A 21,435-nucleotide genomic window follows, 5' to 3' on the forward strand; every position below is an offset into this window, starting at 1 on the left:
CCTAGAGCCAAAGCTACTCCTAGCATATGGTTCACATTAAGCGGATCGAACTGACTAACTTTAAATCTTTTGGCGGCACGACGGCCATTCCCGTGCTGCCCGGTTTTACTGTGGTTTCCGGGCCCAACGGTTCTGGGAAGTCCAACATCCTCGACGCTTTGCTGTTTTGTCTCGGACTTTCGAGTTCTAAGGGAATGCGGGCTGAACGTTTGCCGGATTTGGTGAACAGCGCCCAAAACAAACGCGGTACGATCGAAGCTAGCGTGACTGCGACTTTTGCCCTGGAAGATGTGGGGGAGGAATGGTTCGCGCAGGATGAAGATGAGGATGAAAATGCAGCAGATGAGTTATCTGTTGAAGCAGAGGAAGTTGAAGGGATAGAAACTGCCGAAACTCTAGACAACAACGGCCAATCATCTCCTGTCAATCAAGAATCGCCTCTAGTTGCAGAAGCCGAAGGGATAGAAACTGCCGAAACTCTAGACAACAACGGCCAATCATCTCCTGTCAATCGAAAATCAAAAATCCAAAATCCAAAATCGGATGAGTTATCTGTTGAAGACGTAGAAGAGATTGAAATCGCAGCAACTCAAGACAACAACGGACAACTACTCGCTACTAATAAAAAATCCAAAATCCAAAATCCCAAACCGGATGAGTGGAGTGTGACGCGCAAACTTCGGGTAACTCGCCAAGGTACTTACACTTCAACTTATTACATTAACGGTCAACCTTGCACGCTGACTCAACTTCACGAACAACTCAACCGCTTGCGAATTTATCCCGAAGGCTATAACGTCGTCCTGCAAGGAGACGTTACCAGCATTATTTCGATGAATTCTAAGGAACGAAGAGAAATCATTGACGAATTGGCTGGGGTGGCTCAGTTCGATCGCAAAATCTCTTTAGCTAGGCAGAAGTTGGATGAAGTTAAGGAGGTGGAAGAACGCAGCAGTATTGTGGAAAAAGAGCTGATTTCTCAGCGCGATAGACTGGCTTCCGATCGCACAAAAGCGGAAAAATATCAAAAATTGCGGGCGGAATTTCAAGAAAAGTCGCAATGGGAAATTGTGCTGAAATTCCGCCAATTGCAGCAGCAAGAATGGAAGCTGCGAGAACAAATCGAAACGGGCGATCGCACTTCTGCATCTCTCACCGAACAACTGCAAGCAATTAGTACCCAAATTCAAGAAGCAACGGCGGAACTCGACGCGCTGAATGCCCGCGTTAAAGCTTTGGGAGAGTCGGAATTGTTGGCTTTGCAAGCGACGATTGCGACTCAGGAAGCGGAACGGCGGCAACTGCAAAACCGCAAACAGGATTTGGAAAAAACTGCTGGGCAAATAGCTGCTAACATAGCACAAACCGAGGAAGAAGTTCGCCAATTCCGGCAAAGTTTGGAGCAAATTGAGATAGAAATATCTTATGTTAAGTCTCAAACAGGAAGTTTGCAGGAACAGCGGGACGCAGCCCAGCAAAGTTTAGATGAAAGTCGGGAAGTTGCAAATGCGATCGCCTCGACGGCCGAAGCTTGGGTACAGCAGCAAACGGAACTGCACCGCCAAATCGAAACAATTCAACAAACTTTGGAACCGCAGCGTACAGAACAAGCTACTATCGGAGAAAGAGCCGATCGCCTGCAAAGTCAAATTCAAGAACAAAACCAATCGCTGCAAGTATTGGAACAGGAAATTGCAGCGAAAAAAGAGCAACAATCTCGCCTTGTGGAAACCAAAGGCGTGGCATCTTTGCAAGTAGAATCGCTAAATCAGATTTTAGTCGAAGCCGAACAAGAATTGCAACTGCAACAGGAAACTCAAACTCGTTTGTTGGAAGAACAGCGGGAAAGACAGCGCAAATTAGACAAACTAGAGGTGCAGTTTCAAGCAATGCAAGAAGCGACGGGAACGTTTACTGCAAAAATTGTCGCGCAAAGCGGGATTGGCGGAGTTTGTGGCTTGGTGGCTCAACTGGGTAGGGTAGAACCGCGCTATCAGTTGGCGCTGGAAATTGCGGCGGGCGGGCGCATGGGAAATATGGTGGTGGAAGATGACAGCGTGGCTGCTGCTGCGATCGAATTGTTGAAACAAAAACGGGCGGGAAGGATGACGTTTTTGCCTTTGAATAAGATTAGGGGCGGCAGGTATTCGGTGAATGAAAATTTGCGGCGCGCGGCTGGGTTTGTGGATGCGGCTGTTAATTTGATTGACTGCGATTCCCGGTATCAGGAAATTTTTGCTTACGTTTTTGGCAGTACGGTTGTGTTTAGCAACCTCAGCGATGCTCGCCGCTATTTGGGACAGTACCGGATTGTCACTTTGGACGGGGAAATTTTGGAAACTAGCGGGGCGATGACTGGGGGAAGTTCTACTAATAGATCTACTTTGCATTTTGGCACGGTTGAGGCTAGTGAGGCTGCTAGTGAAGCGCGGACGATCGCGTCTTTGCAAGAAAGGTTGGAGGAAATTGAGCGGATTTTGGAACGGTGCAAAATTGCGATCGATCGCGCGTCTATTGCAGTGAAAACTCGCAGCCAAGAATTGATGGAAGCGAAACAGAATTTGCGCGAAAATCAGTTGCGATTGGAACAGTTGGAGTCAGAAATTAAGAATTTGCAAGGGCAACAGGAACAAGTGCGATCGCAAATTGCGAAAAACACACAGGAATTAACTGATTCGCGATCGAGATTGCAGTTGCTGGAACGAGAATTGCCCGCACAGGAAACTCAATTGCAGCAGTACCGGCAAACTTTGGCGCAGTTGGAAGAGTCGAACAGTCACAGCGAATGGCAGCAAATGCAATCGAGTTTGCGCGCTCTGGAAGCGCAACTCCAAGAGCGAGAATTGGCTCTGAGAAACGTCCAGCAGCGCCTTGTAGACTTGGAAAATCAATTCGGGCGTTTGGAAGAGAAAATTAAGGAAGGCAGCGAGAAATTGCAGGAATGGCAATTGCAGCAAAACGCGGGGGCGGATGCACTCGATCGCATTGTTTCGCAGCAGTTAGAACTCGATGGACAAATTGCCGCAGCTAAGGCGGCTTTGGGGGAAATTGAGGAAAAATTGGGCGTGGAAAAGGGAGAGCGCGATCGGGCGGAATCTCAATTGCGAGAACAGCATTTAGCCAAACAACAGTTACAATGGCAGTTGCAAAAACTCCACGAAACCCAGCAAGAACGCCGGGAACAATTGGCCGCAATCCGCACTCTCTTGGAAACGCAGCGGGCGGAAATGCCCGACCCCGTGCCGTCGATTCCTGAAAATGTCGAGAAAGCCAATTTGACCGAATTGCAGCAGGAAGTAAAGGCGATCGCCAAACGCATTCAAGCTTTAGAACCAGTCAATATGCTAGCCTTGGAAGAGTACAACCGCACTCAAGAACGCCTTCAAGAATTAAGTCAAAAATTGACGACATTGGAAGGAGAACGCACTGAACTGCTGTTGAGAATCGAAAACTTTACCACACTCAGGCGACGCGCTTTTAAAGAAGCTTTCGACGCGGTTAACGAGAACTTCCAGACTATCTTTGCGGAACTTTCCGAAGGCGATGGCTATCTCCAGCTAGATGACCAGGAAGACCCCTTCAGCAGTGGCTTGAATTTGGTCGCTCACCCGAAGGGCAAACCCGTACAGCGACTGGCTTCCATGTCTGGAGGCGAAAAGTCGTTGACGGCGCTGAGTTTTATTTTTGCGCTGCAACGCTACCGCCCGTCTACGTTCTACGCTTTTGATGAAGTGGATATGTTTCTGGATGGGGCAAATGTGGAGCGATTAGCTAGAATGATAAAACGACAGTCTGAACAAGCCCAGTTTATTGTTGTGAGTTTGCGGCGACCTATGATTCAATCGGCTGAGCGTACAATTGGTGTTACTCAAGCACGGGGAGCTTATACTCAAGTCATAGGACTGAAGTTGTAGTCCCGGAGTCTCTGTTGATGACCCTACCCAAAAACGGGTACAAGCCGCCGACAACAGTCGTGGATAGATCAAAATTTTAGACCCTAGTTCCAGCTCCCACATTCCTCTGTGGAGTAAATCTAAAATCTAAAATCTAAAATCTAAAATCGACTGACTGAAGTTGTAGTCCCGGAGTGTCGGTTGACGATCGTGTTGAGTGATATATGTACTTATTGACACTCCTCGACCTGAAGGTACGAGGATTCTTGGCTCACCGAGACCACTTAAACTAGATTCCTTGAAGTCTCTAGCCCAGAGGTGGGACTCTCCCCAAGAGTTAATTCGGGTATGCCCTACCCTATTTGCTTTTAGGCAAGTCCTGTTTCAGTTTGAAGCAAATTCGCTTCAAATGCTGTTTGTCTAGCTCCTCTGAATCTTTTACCTACTGCGAGGTGGAGTCTAGAAAAATGCAGTAGAACCGCTTAGATTCAATTTTCAAGGTTCAGCGCTTTGTCTTTTGACAGCTAGGTTTTTAGAGTGGTTGATTACCTTTCCACTACTACAAGCATACAGCAAAGCCGTGCTAGAAGCACGGGGGTTTTAGGCCCATTTTTATGATAAATCAGGACTAAACTTAGAATGACATCAGAACAAATTTGCCAACGCTCCGATATTCTCGGCACTCAAGTCATCACCCGCGACAGAGGTAAACGCTTGGGGGTGGTTAGTCAATTGTGGGTGGACATCGATCGGCGGGAAGTTGTGGCGATCGGTCTGCGTGATAATATATTCGCGGTCGCTGGAATGCCGAGGTTTATGTTCCTCAGCAATGTCAGCGAAATCGGCGACGTGCTGTTGGTGGAAGATGAGAGCGCGATCGAAGATGATGTTGATGTTGAAGTCTACAGCATTTTGATTAACAGCGAAGTTATTACCGAAACTGGCGAACTTTTAGGTAGGGTACGGGGCTTTAGGTTCGATCCCGAAGACGGTAAGTTAGTTTCTATAATTATCGCTTCCCTGGGAATCCCCCAAATCCCCGACCAAGTTCTCAGCACTTACGAGTTGGGGATTGAAGAAATTGTCAGCAGCGGCCCGAATCGCTTGATTGTGTTTGAAGGTTCCGAGGAAAGGCTCAGGCAGCTTAGTGTGGGTTTGCTGGAGCGCGTTGGTTTGGGCCAAGCACCTTGGGAACGAGAAGAGGACGAGGCAGGTTATTATCCGAAACCCGTGGCTACGGGAAATCAATTGGGCCCGGGGGTGCGGATACCTGCACCGGAAATGCGGAGCCGGGTAGCTGCGCCTGCGGTGGAGGAAGTTCCTTGGGATGAGGATTTAGAGTGGAATCGGCCTGCGGTTCGCCAGCCGATGCGCGCGGTGCAGGTACAGCAGCCTGAGCCAATAAGCGACGATTACGACGATTACGAAGAGGATAATTGGGGCGGTGAGGAGGACGATTACGAGGAGGAGTACGAGGAGAAGCCGCAGTACACTCGCGCGGAAATTTCTCGCCCGAAGCAGCCGGTGGTGCAGTACGAGTACGAGGATGATGTGGAGGCGGATGCTTGGGCTGACGATGAGGCACCGAAGCCTTACCAGGCTCCTCGGGTGAATATCCCTGAGAAGACTAAGACTCCTGAGTACGAGGAGGAGCCTGGTTATTAGGAATTAATCCCTCGGTTGGGCGGGTTTACGAGATTGTTTGTTTTAGACATAGATAGTTGGTGAAATCCGCCCCTACAATTGCCTGTAGGGGCGGGTTTTACAAACAATATTTGATGTTCACAAACAATTTAAATAAACCCGCCCCCACACAACCGATAATCTAGATTAACCTGATGTTCGAGATCATCCAAAAAAATGTAGATTCCGATTATTCGTTGGGCGGGGGCGGGTTTATTATATTGTTGGTCTTACGCCGATATGGTTGGTGAAACCCGCCCCTACGATAAATTATGAAAAAAAAATTTATTAAAACCTCTATTTTCAGATTAATAACATATCTAATTTTTCCAATTTTTTTATCTACCACTACGGCTGAAATTGTCTTGCGAGTTGCGGGATACAAACCCTGGCAAATAGAAAATGTTGATGTTGCGGTCGAACCAAAAGGTAACTTTTTCACTAAAGATTCGGAACTCGGCTACAAACATTTGCCTGGAAAATTCAAGGTGATAATTAACGGCAATTACTCATTTAATACAACTCATCTCAATAATAGTTTAAGAATCACACATCCCCTCACTACTTACAATTTATCGTCAAAAAAGCCGGAAATTTCGATATTTGGCTGTTCTTTTACCTACGGTTGGTCATTGAATGATAGCGAAACTTATGCTTGGTTGTTGCAAGAGAAATTACCCAAATATGAAATAGTGAATTTTGGCGTTAACGGCTACGGAACGCTGCACTCATTGATTCAATTCAAAGCAGCACTCAAACAAGGAAATAAACCCAAAATTGCGGTGATTGCTTATGCGGGATTTCATGACCGCCGCAATACTTTGTTAAGGGCGAGAAGAAAGCAAATGGCTGCTTGGAATAAACTCGGTATTCTATTTCAGCCCGATGCGAGGCTGAATAAAGAAAATAATTTTACCTACAGCATGGCCAAACTTGAATATCGCGAGTTCCCGCTGATGCGGGTTTCTGCATTCAGCCATTTTTGGGAGGTTAATTACAATCAATTTGAAGAGGGGTTGTATAGAAGCCGTGACCTTTCTAAGGCAATTATTCAAGAGTTTCACCGTGTGGCTGAGGCTAACAGTGTTAAGTTAGTTGTTGCGGGAATTAATGCGGGTTCTGCTAAGATGTTGGGGGAGTTAAGTCAGGAGGGAATTGCTACGGCGGATATTTCGGTTGATTTGAAAATACCTGCCAATAATAATTTACCTCATGACATTCATCCAAGCGCGATCGCGAATCGGCAATATGCAGAAAAGTTGGAGGATTTTTTGCAAGGTACTGTTTTAAGGTAAGTTAACGAACCGCGAAGGCGCGAAGGGCGCGAAGCAAGAGAGAAAGAGGAAGTTTAGGAGTTATTTAGGGTTGCTAGACTGATGGGATTATTTGATTTTGTTTCTTTTAAATTGCCTCGAAAATTTCTAATTGATGGCTTTTTCCTGTTTGTGCTTGTTCTAGTCACAGTTGCAGTAACATCAATCTATGTATCTAGCGAACATACTTTTTATTGGTGGGATTACGCGGGATACAATACTGCTACAGTCAACACGGCAAATTTATTTCGAGACTCGCCAGATAAAGCATGGCGCGGAGTTATAGAATCGCTATCTAAGGAAAAAAACCTGTTAATTTCTCTGCCGTTAGTGCCGTTTATTCTCTTATTTGGCAAGTCTCGGCTGAGTTACATTCTCAGCGTATCCCTGATTTATGTGCTGCCGTTTCGCCTGTTGTTGGGGGCAATTTCTGCCAAGCTAATTCCAGTTTATCCCCGCCGGGTGTTTTGGTCAACGGTGCTGCTGAGTTTATTAATTCCTATGAGTTGGATACCGACTCTGCGGGGATATCTGGATACTGGCGGCTGTGTGTTTGTAGCCTTGGCAATTTTGGTTTATTTGCAGGATGTTAAGCTGAAATCTTGGTGGAAAATCCCATTAATTGGGTTTTTGCTGGCGGCGGCCATTCTGTTGCGGCGCCATTTTGCTTATAGTGCGATCGCATTTTTTGGTGCAGCGGCTTTACAGGCTTTCATCGAGTTTATTATACTAATATACCGTAAAAAAACCGCATTGTCATCTCCCAAAGACAAGGACGTGGCAGTGTCGTTTCCCTACAGATACTTGTTTGAATCAGGTGTAAAATTGGGTTTGATAGCTGCAACTAGCTTGACTATTTTAATGTTGGTAGCGGGAGATTTTACTCGCAGTGCTCTGACGGTTGACTACCGCAATTTGTATGTCGCTTGGAGTTTGCCTGTAAATGATATTTTAACTCGTTATGCGGATTTTTACGGTTTGGGAACTTGGCTGCTGGTACTGATTGGTTTTTCGGCGGGAATTCTCACCAGAATCCTGGTTCCGGCGGCGGCTATTTTTGTTTCGTTGTTTGGGGTTTTGTCGCTGATTGAATGGCTGTTAGTCTTGCGTTACGGCTACTTGCACTATACAATTCATATTACACCGATCGCACTTTTAGGACTATCTACATTTTTCTGGACAACTTGGCTGACACTCAAGGGAAAAGTCCGGTATTTCATGCTGGGCGCGGCGGGTTTGTACCTGGTTGTAAATGCCGCAGTCGGGTTAATTCCTCTCAAAATTGATTTGCCAAGACTGTTTGTGGGTAATTTTCCGCCGTTAGTGCGATCGGACTACGACGAAGTTGTAAAATTAGTAGAGTTTCTGCGAAAATCAGCACCCAACGAAGAACCGATTTATATTGCCGGTGCTTCTAACAATTTCAATGCTAACATACTCAGACAAGCTAACCGCAAATTAAACCCGCCGGAGGGTTGGTGGAAGTTAAATACAATCGGGAGGCCGCAAATTGACTCGCGCGATACTTACCCGCTACCGGAGTTGTTGCAGTCACAATATGCGGTGGTTGCTGTACCTTTTCAGCAGGTGTTATCGACGGACGAACAAGTTTTGCGATCGCACGAACAAGATGTTGTTAAAGTTGTGTACGATGCCTTTACTCAAAACTGGGAAATTGCCCGCGATTTCCAATTGCTACCGGAACAGTTTAAGCTAGAAAACGGCGTGACACTCAGCGTTTACCGGAGGATGCGACCGACTGATACAGCAACGGCAGTTAGGACTCTGGAGGCGATGCAGCGGCAAATAGTCGATCGACCAGGCACGCAGTTAGATTGGATTAGTTTGCATCAATCAATCTACACAACTGCCAATTATTCAGTGAGTCAAGAATCGGATAACCTATATAATATTGTAACTCATCCAATTAAAAACAGCAAGAAACTCGATACATCTTTTCTGTATTTAGGTTCCATCTCAGACAAAGTAAAAGTTACCGGCAAACTCAATTTACCTAACAAACAATGTCCGGGAATTGCCCTGCGCTTGACGTTGTGGGACAAGCAAGGTAAATTAGTAGACTCAGCAGAGATGGCTGATAGTCAAAAAAGTGCGATCGGCTTAAATCTATTAGTTGAGGGCAAAAATCCCCTTTATCTGCTGCTTGAGGTATTGAGTAGCAGCAAACAGGATTTAACAAACCAATGCCAACTGGAGATTAATAATTTAGCTGTCAATAGGTAAATTGAACCCTCAATGCAGAACCATCAAAAATCAAACTGGTATTTTAATCTATCTCTCTATACTTTTGTCATCATCGGTTCCCTGATGGCAACTGGCTATATTTTCCCCATTGGAGGCAACTTTCCAGAATTGCCACAAATCCAATCGCTGCTAAATCCTGAACTCTACAAAAATGACTATCATGTTCAGGAAATGGTTAAATTTAATCCGAGATCCTACTATTATTATATCATTTATTTCTTAGCCAACTTAGGGTTAAGTATTCCGTTGGTGCATTTTATTTATCAATTCCTAGCCTTCGGTTCCTTTATCCTAGCTTGCTACGCAATTATCAATATCTATACTAATTCCAAACTGCCAGCAGCAGCGATGGCTTTTTTATGTATAGCCGCTTCATTTACAGATGTTGGTAACACGCTGATATTTTCCACAAAATCAGTACCCAGTACCTTCGCGATGGCCTTCGCAATCTGGGGAATTTACTTTAGTTTGCGCCAAAAATGGCTGACAGGATATTTCTTTTTTGGGCTGGGTTGTTTGCTGCAATTTTTAGTTGGCTTGTTGCCGGGATTGATGATGGTTCCCGTTTTATTTATTGAATCGGTAAAACAGCGGAAGTTTAAAACATTGATTTTGGCGATCGCACTTTTAGCAGCAATGGCAAGTATCGTTTATTTGCCAATGTTACTAACAGGTACTACCGGCACTCAAACTATTGAGAATGCTGAGTTTGTATACATTCACGCAAAAGTACGGAATCCTCACCACATCCTCCCGTCAAATTGGAATATTTGGAGTTGGTTCAACTTTATATGTTTGATCATTGGTGGCTTATTGTGCATCAAAACTGCCGATTCACTGCGCCAAGAAGACAAAGTTAACTTTTCTGTAATTATTAGTACCTCAATTTTTGGGCTGCTGCTTAATTATGTATTTGTAGAAGTTTACCCAGTGGCTTTAATTGCCAAACTCCAGTTAGCTAGAACCGTACCTTTTGCTCAAATAATCATATTTATTGCCATCAGCTTGCTAGTCGATCGACTTTACCAAGCAAAACAGCTAGCTATTGGTTTGCTGCTGTTAATTATCCTCACTTTACCTGACCGAGGTATTTTATTTTTAGCCTTATTTGTATTTTTATCAATTTGGCAAAGCAAAAAATATATAATTCCCAAACGCTACACTATTTTGCCGTGGATTTTCACAGCAGGAACATTAACTTTCAGCTTGATATATCCGCTGACTAATTCAGGAGAAATAATAGGCGATCGTATAATTAGCATACCTATCCTTTTCTCAATTATTGCCTTGCCTTTTATTTTAGAAAAAACATCCATTTCTAAACCAATCAAACAAATTCTCACCCATGCCTTAGCTTTAGCAACTACCGCGATCTTGGTTTTTGGGGTAGCAGGCATTTTACCAAAACCAATGTTAGACATATTTCAAAAAAAAGTTAATATTAATGCCGTTCCCAGCGACGACGTAAACAAATTAGCGGTGCGATTTTCACAAATTAGCAGTCAAGATGCACTGGTATTAATTCCACCTTCAGTTACCAGCTTCCAGTTTTTCTCTCAGAGAGCTATAGTAGTTAATTTCAAGAACTTTCCCCTGACAGAAAAAGGCATCAAAGAATGGCAAAATCGCATGGAAGCTGTTTTAGGAGTTCCCTTAAACCCGCAAATGATTTGGGGAGGAAATGACTTTTTCATCCGCCGCAGCAGTGCGGATTTAGTCAAAGTAGCCAAAAACTATCATGCCGATTATATCCTCACTCGCAGCGATTGGCATCCAAATATTGACGGAGAAATAGTAGATCGAGAAGGCAAATGGATACTGTTTAAAATTAGATAATACTCTTCTTCAAAACATGAGATATTTATTCAGTCTGCGAAGGCAGACTTTGTTTGTATAGAAGCGGTTTCAACCGCCGAATCAAATCTGCGGTTAAATATCAAAACCCGAATCATCAATAATTTCGCTAATTTGCTTATCCACATAATCAGCATCCACATTCCGCGCCATCAACTCAGCCAAAATCCCCAAAGAAATCAACTGCACCGACAGAATTGTACACAAAATCCCAAAAAATAACAAAGGTCGATTCCCGATCGGCCCAAAATTCATCCCCGCCAAATTCAGAAACCAAATAACTATCAAATAACTCAGCGAAACAGTTCCAACCAACCCAAAACACAATCCCAAACCTCCAAACAAATGACCCGGTTTGTGCAAATATTGCGTCGTGGCTAACACCGTCAACAAATCAATAAATCCCCGCGCATAACGTTCCCAGCCGTAATTTGATTTTCCGTGCTTGCGCGGATGATGTTCCACGACTACTTCGCCAATTTTAAACCCTAAATTGTTTGCTAAAGCCGGAATGTAGCGGTGCAATTCTCCGTACAATTTAATCGACTGCAAAACTTCCCTACGATACGCTTTAAAACCGCAATTCATATCGTGCATTTGCACCCCAGTCAGCAAACACGCAACGGCATTAAACAGCTTGGAAGGCAAAGTTTTAGAAAGCGGGTCGTTCCGCTGTTTTCGCCAACCGGAAACTAAATCAAATCCCGATTCTAAATGATGTAAGAATTTGGGAATTTCAGCGGGGTCATCCTGAAGGTCAGCATCGAGAGTAAAGATAATTATCCCTGCTGCATTGCGAAATCCTGCTGAAAGCGCGGCGGATTTGCCAAAGTTGCGGCGCATTTTAATCGCTTTAATTAGTTTGGGATGTTTGTTGGCTAAATCGGTGATTTCTTGCCAGGAATAATCGCGGCTACCGTCATCTATGAAAATGACTTCGTAACTGTCAATTGCTGTTTGGAACATGACAATTTGGATTTTGTCAAACAGTAATTTGAGGGTGGCTTCTTCGTTGTGAACTGGGATTACGAAGCTGAGATGTTTTGGCATAGGGCTATTCTATTTCATTTGTGTTGTCAATGAGATTTTTTTATTAACCGCAGAGGGCGCAGAGGGCGCAGAGGAGGAGAAAGAGAGGTTTTTTAGTTTTTGTTGATAACTTGGGAGTTTCGCAAGGCTACCCAATCTTTGCGGTTTTTAAAGGAGGCATAGGCTGTCAATAGTTTATCTGTTGGTGATGTTTGAATGTATCCTCTCCAAGCTGCGAATTCGTAGGAATGGCCAAATAATTTAACTAAATCTGGGCGGGGAAATCCTGACATGGCGAAACCTCGAACGACATTTTCTTGGTTGAGAATGGCAATACATTTTACATTGTTTTCGGGGTCTCCTACCCAGCCAATTACTCTGGAGGCGGCGGGTGCGAGTTTAGTTACTGTATCAAAATATCCGGGTACTCCGTCTTTGGGCGCTGACAGTAAATTTGCGTCGAGTTTTGTGTCTAATGCTGCACAAAAATTGTGTTTTTTGATGTCTCGGTTAAATGGCACTAAGTTGTTAGTTTTTAATGCGTCGATTAAGCCGACAAAAGCGGCGGGTTTATTGCCTACGCGGTCTTTAATTAGGGTTACATCGGTGATGCCTAATTGCAGTGATAATGCTACTAACGGTTGATAGGTTGCTCTGCGGGCGATCGCCATTGCAGTTTCGCCTCCCACCCCGTACATTAAAATAATCGCGACTGTGGCGACTGCAAACAGCGGTGTCAGCCAACGCCCTTGAATTCTTGGTGTTGGCTGCAACTCGCGCACCCACAATACTGTCAGCACAATTGTACTCATCCAAAACAAAGCTGGGAGTGTGGCGTAGCGGGAAGCGGTGGCTTGTTCGACGCCAAATCCCGATCGACTGACAGCGGCCATTAAGGCCGTTTGCAGCGTGTAAAGTTGGATTGATAGCCAAGGCAGCCAATCCGGGCGATCGACCTTTTTTACAAATAGCCAATAACCCACAAAACCCGTCGTTGCAATCAAACCAATTATACCAATAATTGAAGCAACAATAATATTTTCGCTAAAAATTCCGCCGAGATAAGTGGGAATATATTCGAGAGTTTTGAGCGGGTTAATTTTAGTTAAAGAAGGGTGATGAGATGGAGTTTTATAAGTTAAAAAATAAATGCCAATCACCGCAATCGAAGCAATGAAATACAAATAAGTTATTCGCCGAGGAAACCGCAGCACAACAGCAGCCGCACACAATATCGGCCACAAAGCTAAAGGAGTGCTGTAACTAATACAGCCTAAAACGCCAAAAACAATGCTGCCAATTACCCAACCATTCCGTAGGGGCGGTGCCCCCGTGCCCGCCCCCGGTGTACCCAACAAAGTCGCATAGGATTGCAAACAATATATCGAACAAATCACAAATAAATTAGCAATTATCCAGTGAACGCCACTGAATCCCCGCATCCAATTGTGAGCCGCCGCCGGAGTAAAATTAAAAATAGAAATGCAAAGGAGTAGCGAGATAAATTGCAGGGGAAAACGCCTCAAATTTAACGGCAGCAGAGCAATTAATACGTGGCACTGAATCCAAGCCAAGAACCAGGCAACTAAACACAAACCAATATTTGAACCTTGGGTGACAACTATATTCAAGCCATAAATAATTGCCGGAATCAAGACAAAATGCTCGTTCGCCCGAAATATCCAATTAAAAGGATTGGTAGAGAAACCGTCTACAGAATAAAAATTCCATGTCATCCACCAATAATCAAAATTAGACAAGTCTCCCGCTTGCGATATCAAGTACAAAATATATGACGCTGGTATTAGAATTCCGAGAATTGATGCGGCAATTAAAATATATTGTTGCTTGACTTTCATGGATTGGTAGATGGCGATATTTTTAATCGATTTGGGCTAAGTTGTACGCGCTGGGATTAAAGAAACCGGGTTTTTTACTTGATTGAGGGTTTGAACCAAGTATTTTGGTGAAAAAACCCGGTTTCTGGCTACTTTACAGATTTACTCGAATTTTTATTTCACTTCTCTTGCCAGCATTTGTCTGAGCCCTTGCCGCCAGTGGGGAGGATACGTGCCTAGAAGTGCTGATATTTTTACTGTAGAGAGGACAGAAAAAGCGGGACGTTTTGCGGGTGTCGGATATTCGGAGGTGGTGATGGGAATTACGCGCTGAATTTTTAGGGGAAAGCCGAGTTTGGCTGCTTCCTCAAAAATGGCGATCGCAAAATCGTACCAACTACAAACACCGCTGTTAGTGTACTGATAAGTCCCAAAACTTTCTGGCCCAAGCAGAGGAATAATTTGCGAAGTCGCCGCACTTAAATCCCCCGTCCAAGTAGGACTTCCGATCTGATCGGCTACTACTCGAATTTCTTCTCTTTCCTTTCCCAACCTCAACATGGTTTTGACAAAATTACCTTTGCCACCGTTGCCGTAAACCCAGGCTGTTCTAATAATAATATGTCGGTTTCCGGCTTGCCGAATTGCTTCCTCGCCTGCTAATTTGGACTTGCCGTAAGTTCCCAGCGGGTTCGTAGAATCTGTTTCCTGATAAGCAGAACCGTGGCTACCGTCAAATACATAATCAGTAGAAAAGTGAATCAAACTTGCTCCCAGTTTTTCGCATTCTTCTGCGATAATTCCGGGTGCAATGCCGTTGATGGCGTTTGCTAATTCCGGTTCGCTTTCCGCTTTGTCTACCGCAGTGTAAGCACCCCCATTGACGACTAAATTCGGTTGAATTTCAGCCATTGCTTGACGGATGCTTTCCGGTTGGGATAAATCGAGGCGAGTGCGATCGACCGCAATTACCTCTCCCGAAGATAATAAAATCGGCTGCAATTCTTGAGCTAGCTGTCCGCTGCCACCTGCGAGTAAAATTTTCATAATCAAAACACTTGAGCTGTTTTCAACGTTTGTCCAGCTTGGTCTTTAGCTGATAAGATGGGTTGAGCACCATCTAGCGGCCAGTCGATCGCCAAATCGGGGTCATTCCACAGGATACACCGCTCGTGTGCCGGTGCATAATAATCTGTAGTTTTATACAAAACTTCAGCAGTCTGGGAAACCACTAAAAAACCGTGTGCAAATCCCGCCGGCACCCAAAATTGCCGTTTATTTTCTGCACTCAGCAAACACCCCACCCACTTTCCAAAATTCGGCGAACTTTGTCTAATATCCACTGCTACATCAAATATTTCGCCAGCAACTACCCGCAGCAATTTGCCTTGAGGCTGCTGCAGTTGGTAGTGCAAACCGCGCAGCACATTTTTAGAAGATTTGGAATGATTGTCTTGCACAAATTCGGCCGTCACGCCTGTTTTTTCTACAAAAGCTTTGTGATTGAAACTCTCAAAAAAGAAACCGCGATCGTCTCCGAAAATTTTCGGCTCAATAATCAGAACTTCCGGTATTTCAGTAGATATAACATTCATAGTTGGCTGTATCGCGTGATAAACTCATACTCAGTCTAGGCTATTTTACTATGAAAACTGACACATATCTCAAAAAGTTGTATGCCAACCGCTTTGATTTGCGACAAATGCAAGCGAAGGTGGCACTATGGAAAGTTTTAATTGACGAATTCTTACAAGATTATGTTCCTCCCGAATCAACCGTTTTAGATATTGGCGGCGGTTACTGCGAGTTTATCAATCAAATTCGGGCTAAAAAAAAATATTTAATTGACCTTAATCCCGATTCAAAGTTATTTGCTAATGCTGATGTAAATGTGCTTAATATTGATGTGTTGAATTTGGAAGATTACACATCTTTTACCGAACAGTTCGATCGCATTTTTATCTCAAACTTTTTTGAACACCTCCGCAACAAAGAGGAACTTGTAGAAATTATCTCGTTTTGCTTTGATGCCCTCAAGCCTAGCGGTTCTCTATTGGTAATTCAGCCTAATTTCAAATATTCCTACAAGGAATACTACGATTTTATCGACCATCAATTACCGATAACGCATTTATCGCTACAAGAGCTTTTACAAACTGTCGGGTTTGAAATTGACCTGATTGTACCGAGATTTTTGCCCTTTTCGACGAAAGGCAGACCGGCCTCGCCCTTGCTGTTAAAAATTTACTTAAAATTGCCTTGGTTGTGGCGGTTTTTGGGAGGGCAAATGTTTGTTAAAGCATCGAAACCCAACAAGTGAGTATCTTCCTCAATATCGACACTTGCCGTCGGAGGCTGAAAATGAGAATGTAGGGAAAGCGCTCATTTTAATAACTCATCTACTGGAATACTAAAACCCGGTAAAACAATTTGAGTGCTAACAGCTTCCCCAGCAATAAAGATGCTTCTGGTTTGTTTTGTTACTACAATAATCCATTGGTTTTCAGGATATACCAGCCAAACTTCCTCACTTCCCGATTCTAAATATTCTGTAGCTTTAGCAATTACATCTTCCGCCAAATCTGTTGGTGAAACAATTTCAGCACATAAAGGAAAACTTTGCGGCAGCACTTTGAGATTGCCAAATTGTGCTGCTAATTCCGGGGGAAGGTAGGCAACATCAGGATAGCGCCCCTGCTTGTTTGTGCGGCAGGGAACATCAGTATAAACTTTTCCTCCCTGTCGGCTGGATTCTTTGTAGTTTCTCCAATAAAAGTAAAGATTTCCTTGCACCTTGCTATGCTTGAGAGTTATGCCATTTTTCTCCAGTAATTCGCCATCAACCCACTCTTGCCGATCCGGTGGACTTTCCATCCATGCTTCTAGAGAGTAGATTTTCGATGGGGCAACAACTGTAGAAGTTATCATGTTTTTGCGTCTGGGCGGGGAACTTTTTTTCTATGATACCAGATGCGATCGACCTTTGGTGGACAAAAGGGCGATCGCACTTTGTAGATGGCACTTGTAAGTGTTATCATAAAAGTTACAAAGTATCCCGCATTTCTGGCTTAGCCCAATTAGGATGAAGCTGCCATTAAAGCATCAGCTTGAGGACAAAAATGATGACACAAACTCAATTATCCGCTGCCCTTCCCGTCAATATTCCACTAACACTAACACTCACCGTTACCCACGAACAGTTCGTTGAATTGGCGAGCGCCAATCGAGAGTTACAATTAGAACGCACAGCAACAGGAGAATTAATCGTGAACCCACCAACCGGAGGCGAAACAGGAAAGAGAAATCTCAGTATAGAAGGACAACTCTGGTTGTGGAACCGCCAGACTAAATTAGGAGAAGCATTTAACTCTTCTACTGGTTTTCACCTGCCTAATGGAGCCGATCGCTCTCCCGATGCAGCTTGGGTGCGTCAAGAAAGGTGGGATGCACTCACCCCAAAACAAAAAGAAAGCTTTATTCCCTTGTGTCCTGATTTTGTGGTAGAACTTCGTTCTAAAACTGACAACATGGAACCGCTGCGAGCCAAGATGAAAGAGTATATGAACAATGGCGCTCGTTTAGGTTGGTTGATAGATAGAAAAAACAGAAAGGTGGAAATTTACAGGCAAAATCAAGATGTAGAAGTCTTGGAAAATCCTATTAGTCTGTCCGGTGAAGATGTGTTGCCTGGGTTTGTCTTAGATTTGACAGAAGTTTGGGGATAATCGATAGAGGGTAGGCACGGGAGCACTACCCCTACAAATCTGTATAAATGATTTATATTTGCTATTATTGACAAATAAACACATTGCGATTTCAAACAGTATGACCAAGCAAAAAATCTTACAGGAAGGTCGAGAATATACATTTAGTTCATACTTTGAGTTACCTTACGAAACGGATCAAATTTTAGCAGAATTTGATTACTCGCTGATCAAAACTGAGTTGTCTTTGCCGCATACCCCTAGGGAACTGGCAGAAATAGCTTTTCTCAAACAAAGAATTAAAGAAACTTTATTTTTTGTCAGTCTCAGCAGCGAAACAGCTAGAAGAGAATCATTAGTATCGCCAGTTTTGCTGGACATCATCCGGTACTGCAAATGTCAACTGCGATTTGAGTATACTCTCAACGTTAATAGCTGGTTAAAGGGAAATTTAGATTATTTCGTAAAATCCGAGCGAGAATTGCTAGTCATTGAAGCAAAGAACGACGATATGACTAGAGGATTTACCCAACTAGCTGTAGAATTGATTGCGATGTCTCACGTTGAAGAGCAAAATATCTTTTACGGTGCGGTGACAATGGGAGATGTCTGGCGATTTGGCAAGTTAGACCGAAATCAGCACACTATTTTTCAAGATATCAATTTGTTTAAAGTGCCTGACGATTTAGAGGATTTAATGAAAATAATGGTGGGAATTTTAGACGGGGATGAAATTTCGCCGTAGGGTGCGTCGGTTCTAGTCACTCAAATAGTGGCGAAATTTCCCATAGCGACGCACCCTACTATTTGCAATCTGCCATTAAAAAACTCCCTACAAAATCGAACTTAAAACCACCTCATTAGCAGCAATCCAATCATAAATATCCTGCAAAGCTGCTTCCGGCCCAATAACAGGCCGCCATCCTGTTTTCTCCATCACCCTAGAAGAATCCGTAATAAAAATCGGAATATCCCCCGCGCGTTCCTCCAAAACAGGGTTAATTGAAATCGATTTACCCGTAATCTTTTGGCACAAATCAGTTGTCTCAACTAAAGAAAGACTGTTGCTCAAACCGCCGCCCACATTAAAAACTTCGCCATCAAATTCAGGAAAATGTTCTAACTGATAATTAACTAACCTCAACAAATCTTCAACGTGCAGCAAATCCCTAACTTGCTTCCCACTGCCGCCAAAACCGATATAATTCAGCGACTTTTGAAAATAGTGAGCCGCCACCCACAAACCGCAAACTCCCTGATCTACTTTACCCATTTGCCAAGCACCAGTAATTAACCCGCAGCGGTTAATAATTGTCGGCACATTGTATGCTTCCCTGTATTCCTCAATCAGCAATTCCGAAGCTAATTTAGTTGCTCCGTAAAGCGAACGGTGTCCTTTTAATGGGAAGTCTTCTGATATGCCCAACTCCGATATACCGGGTAAAGTTTGCTCAGGGGCGATCGCAAATCTATTCGGCAACTCTAACAGCTTAACAGATTTGACACTGGCGATCGGATAAACCCGACTCGTAGACAAAAACAGCAAACTCGCACCCGTTTGTCTCGCCAACTCCAAAACATTCACAGTGCCCAGTAAATTCGTTTGCAAAACGTACTGAGGCGAACTAAAACCAGCCAGCACAGAAGGCTCCGCAGCACAATCTATAATGCAGTCAGCATTGAGTGCAACTGGATCTAAATCCGCCGCTGTACGAATATCCCCGTAAACAAACTGAATACCGCAACTTTTAAGCCGAGGCAGATTCAATTCCGAGCCCCGGCGACGCAGATTATCTAAACAAATTATTTGCCATTCCGGGTGCAGTTTCTTCAGGCCAATTGCCAAACAACTGCCGATGAAACCCGCACCACCCACAATTAAAATTCTCTCAGGCATTGACTCAACTTTCTTAGAGGATTAATTACTGCTGTTAAATTATTGAACAATGGGTGTTGAGGTATACCTCGCATTAAAACCGAATCATCTTTTTAATGAATTTTGACAACTATAGGACTGGCGCACGGATCACCAGAAACCGGGTTTTTTGCGAAAATCCTTCGCTGCAATCCGCAGATTAGATAAAAAACCCGGTTTCTTTGGTCGGAAATGCGTAAGTCTTCAACTATTCTGGTTCAATGCCCAAAGCCCGCAACTGATTCGCTAATCGATTGGCCCGCTCCTGTGCTTGCAGTGCAGCTTCCTCTGGTGTAGCAACTAACTCACCATCTGGGGTAAAATAACGCAATTTCCCATCGTGAATTCCCAGATATAATTCTAGTACCTCACTCCACAATCTACCAAATTCATTGGCAATGATAGGTTGATATTCTTGACCGATTAAACGAAAACCGCTAAAATCTAAATCTTCAGGATCGAACCAAAAGTATTCGGGAGTTCTAAACCGATTCTGATATAATATCTTTTTTTCGTTGCGATCGACTCTTGCCGTAGAACTAGATAGCAATTCTATAATTAGATCGGGATATCTCCCCTCTTCTTCCCAAACTACCCAGGAACGACGCGGACGTTTTTCTGTGTTTGCGATCAGAAAAAAATCCGGACCGCGAAAATCCCGATTCCGCAATTGTTGCTGGCTGTAGTAAACCGTCAGGTTTGCTCCAATAAAAAAGTCGTGGCGCTCGCGCCATTGCCATTCCAAACAGGCAACTAATAATGCTAGTTGAATATAATGTAGGGAACTTTCCATTTCCGGTTCGTCACTTTCTAATTGACTGGCATCTGGCATCAATCTTGCCATTTCTTGGGCTGTAAAAACCATGACTCAATCCTCCCAATTTGGTATATTTTATAACCCAAACTTCCCCATCGCCTCTCTCGTCAAATTATCGCTGACTATCCTACTTTTTATCCCCTTCACCATTATAATCGGGAAACTCGATTTTGTACGCAATCCGCGAGAAGAGCGCAAAGTTGCCATGAATTTTTCCATCTCGCGAGAATATGCCAGGTAGGATGACGATTAACCGATCGCACTGATTATCTCCGATCTGCATCAAAGTATCAATAGCTGCGGTACCAAAATCATTAGTCATCATTCCTTCGCCGTCAAAACTTCCCTCCTTGAATTTGGCAATAAATCTAATTTCAATTCATTCATCTTTCTAGTCCGGTGGTAGTCGCCGCGAGAGAGATGTTTTTCCAGCCAAACGTACAAGACAATAAACAAATACCTACTGCCCATCTCTTTGATTTTCAGCTTAGAAATTCCCGCAGTCCGATTGTACCACCTCAAAGGAATTACCTTATAGGAAAAACCCCGAACAATTGCTTTTAAAGGCAGTTCCACTGTCAAATTAAAATGATGACTCAAAATCGGTTGTACGCCTTCAATTACTTCTCGGCGGTAAATTTTAAAAGCATTGGTGACATCGCTGTACCGCAAGCCGAAAATACTTTTGACAAACCAGTTTGCTAAGCGGTTAATTGCTAACTTGTGAATTGGATAATCAACCACAAAGCCGCCTTTGATAAAGCGGGAACCAAAAACGCAATCATATCCTTCTTGCAACTTGCGGTATCCTGCTACCAAATCCATCGGATCGTCGGAAGCATCCGCCATCACAATTGCCGCAGCATCTCCGTCAAATTCCGCCAATCCCCGGCGCACAGCAAATCCGAAACCGTTGGGAGGTTGATTGTTGATGTATCTCACTGTGGGAAAAGTCTCTGACAACTCCTGGCAAATATCAAGAGTTCGATCGACACTGTTGTCATTCACAATCAAAATTTCGTGCGGAATGCCTTCTAAATCGAGCGTCTGGGCGATCGCCCGCACAGTACCGTACAAACAGCCCTCCTCATTGTGGGCTGGTATAATCACAGAAATTTTCACTC

At 43.9% G+C, this 21,435-nt stretch carries 17 protein-coding genes; 8 read left to right on the forward strand and 9 right to left on the reverse strand.

Annotated features, from left to right (window positions below; genetic code table 11):
- Positions 1-26 precede the first annotated feature (26 nt).
- From smc to QUB12_RS13180, 5 genes are all read left to right on the forward strand, one after another.
- Positions 27-3,914: a chromosome segregation protein SMC gene (smc, locus tag QUB12_RS13160; RefSeq protein ID WP_333142700.1), complete on the forward strand. Its 3,888-nt coding sequence runs from the start codon at positions 27-29 to the stop codon at positions 3,912-3,914.
- A gap of 618 nt (positions 3,915-4,532) precedes the next feature.
- A complete protein-coding gene (locus QUB12_RS13165) occupies positions 4,533-5,558 on the forward strand; it encodes a PRC-barrel domain-containing protein (RefSeq protein ID WP_333142701.1) in 1,026 nt (341 codons plus the stop codon).
- Between the two features lie 290 nt (positions 5,559-5,848).
- Positions 5,849-6,871 (forward strand): SGNH/GDSL hydrolase family protein, encoded by a 1,023-nt coding sequence (locus QUB12_RS13170; protein ID WP_333300507.1) that lies wholly within the window; start codon positions 5,849-5,851, stop codon positions 6,869-6,871.
- An 81-nt stretch (positions 6,872-6,952) separates the two neighbouring features.
- A complete protein-coding gene (locus QUB12_RS13175; protein WP_333142703.1) occupies positions 6,953-9,133 on the forward strand; it encodes a hypothetical protein in 2,181 nt (726 codons plus the stop codon).
- Positions 9,134-9,145: 12 nt separating this feature from the next.
- Positions 9,146-10,990: a DUF6798 domain-containing protein gene (locus tag QUB12_RS13180; RefSeq protein WP_333142704.1), complete on the forward strand. Its 1,845-nt coding sequence runs from the start codon at positions 9,146-9,148 to the stop codon at positions 10,988-10,990.
- Between the two features lie 93 nt (positions 10,991-11,083).
- Here QUB12_RS13180 and QUB12_RS13185 read toward each other — a convergent pair whose 3' ends face one another.
- The 4 genes from QUB12_RS13185 to rfbC form a co-directional block, all read right to left on the reverse strand.
- Positions 11,084-12,058 carry a glycosyltransferase family 2 protein gene (locus QUB12_RS13185; protein WP_333142705.1) on the reverse strand — a complete coding sequence of 325 codons (975 nt, stop codon included), beginning with the start codon at positions 12,056-12,058 and terminating at the stop codon, positions 11,084-11,086.
- A 92-nt stretch (positions 12,059-12,150) separates the two neighbouring features.
- The gene (locus tag QUB12_RS13190) at positions 12,151-13,896 is read right to left on the reverse strand and encodes a hypothetical protein (RefSeq protein WP_333142706.1); all 1,746 of its coding nucleotides are present in this window, start codon (positions 13,894-13,896) and stop codon (positions 12,151-12,153) included.
- A 153-nt stretch (positions 13,897-14,049) separates the two neighbouring features.
- Entirely contained in the window at positions 14,050-14,922 is an 873-nt protein-coding gene (gene rfbD / locus QUB12_RS13195) for a dTDP-4-dehydrorhamnose reductase (RefSeq protein WP_333142707.1), read from the reverse strand.
- A 2-nt stretch (positions 14,923-14,924) separates the two neighbouring features.
- Positions 14,925-15,470, reverse strand: a complete 546-nt coding sequence (gene rfbC / locus QUB12_RS13200) for a dTDP-4-dehydrorhamnose 3,5-epimerase (protein WP_333142708.1) — start codon at positions 15,468-15,470, stop codon at positions 14,925-14,927.
- A gap of 50 nt (positions 15,471-15,520) precedes the next feature.
- Here rfbC and QUB12_RS13205 point away from each other — a divergent pair, with 50 nt between their 5' ends.
- Complete coding sequence (locus QUB12_RS13205) at positions 15,521-16,195, forward strand: methyltransferase domain-containing protein (RefSeq protein ID WP_333142709.1); 675 nt, start codon at positions 15,521-15,523, stop codon at positions 16,193-16,195.
- A gap of 62 nt (positions 16,196-16,257) precedes the next feature.
- Here QUB12_RS13205 and QUB12_RS13210 read toward each other — a convergent pair whose 3' ends face one another.
- Positions 16,258-16,803, reverse strand: a complete 546-nt coding sequence (locus QUB12_RS13210; protein WP_333307083.1) for a Uma2 family endonuclease — start codon at positions 16,801-16,803, stop codon at positions 16,258-16,260.
- Positions 16,804-16,994: 191 nt separating this feature from the next.
- Here QUB12_RS13210 and QUB12_RS13215 point away from each other — a divergent pair, with 191 nt between their 5' ends.
- Together QUB12_RS13215 and QUB12_RS13220 are read left to right on the forward strand one after the other, a co-directional pair.
- On the forward strand, positions 16,995-17,600 hold the full coding sequence (locus QUB12_RS13215) for a Uma2 family endonuclease (protein ID WP_333307085.1): 606 nt from the start codon (positions 16,995-16,997) through the stop codon (positions 17,598-17,600).
- A 100-nt stretch (positions 17,601-17,700) separates the two neighbouring features.
- Complete coding sequence (locus QUB12_RS13220; RefSeq protein WP_333307088.1) at positions 17,701-18,324, forward strand: hypothetical protein; 624 nt, start codon at positions 17,701-17,703, stop codon at positions 18,322-18,324.
- Between the two features lie 87 nt (positions 18,325-18,411).
- Here the strand turns inward: QUB12_RS13220 and QUB12_RS13225 are convergent, their stop codons facing one another.
- The 4 genes from QUB12_RS13225 to QUB12_RS13240 form a co-directional block, all read right to left on the reverse strand.
- Positions 18,412-19,476 carry an NAD-dependent epimerase/dehydratase family protein gene (locus tag QUB12_RS13225; RefSeq protein ID WP_333307090.1) on the reverse strand — a complete coding sequence of 355 codons (1,065 nt, stop codon included), beginning with the start codon at positions 19,474-19,476 and terminating at the stop codon, positions 18,412-18,414.
- Between the two features lie 226 nt (positions 19,477-19,702).
- Positions 19,703-20,359: a Uma2 family endonuclease gene (locus QUB12_RS13230; protein WP_333102862.1), complete on the reverse strand. Its 657-nt coding sequence runs from the start codon at positions 20,357-20,359 to the stop codon at positions 19,703-19,705.
- A 79-nt stretch (positions 20,360-20,438) separates the two neighbouring features.
- Positions 20,439-20,636 (reverse strand): hypothetical protein, encoded by a 198-nt coding sequence (locus tag QUB12_RS13235; protein ID WP_333102861.1) that lies wholly within the window; start codon positions 20,634-20,636, stop codon positions 20,439-20,441.
- On the reverse strand, positions 20,633-21,433 hold the full coding sequence (locus QUB12_RS13240) for a glycosyltransferase family 2 protein (protein ID WP_333307092.1): 801 nt from the start codon (positions 21,431-21,433) through the stop codon (positions 20,633-20,635). The genes QUB12_RS13235 and QUB12_RS13240 overlap by 4 nt, the downstream gene beginning before the upstream one ends.
- Positions 21,434-21,435 lie beyond the last annotated feature (2 nt).

Origin of the sequence: Microcoleus sp. B7-D4 (assembly GCF_036705125.1) — a bacterium.
Lineage (GTDB): Bacteria > Cyanobacteriota > Cyanobacteriia > Cyanobacteriales > Microcoleaceae > Microcoleus.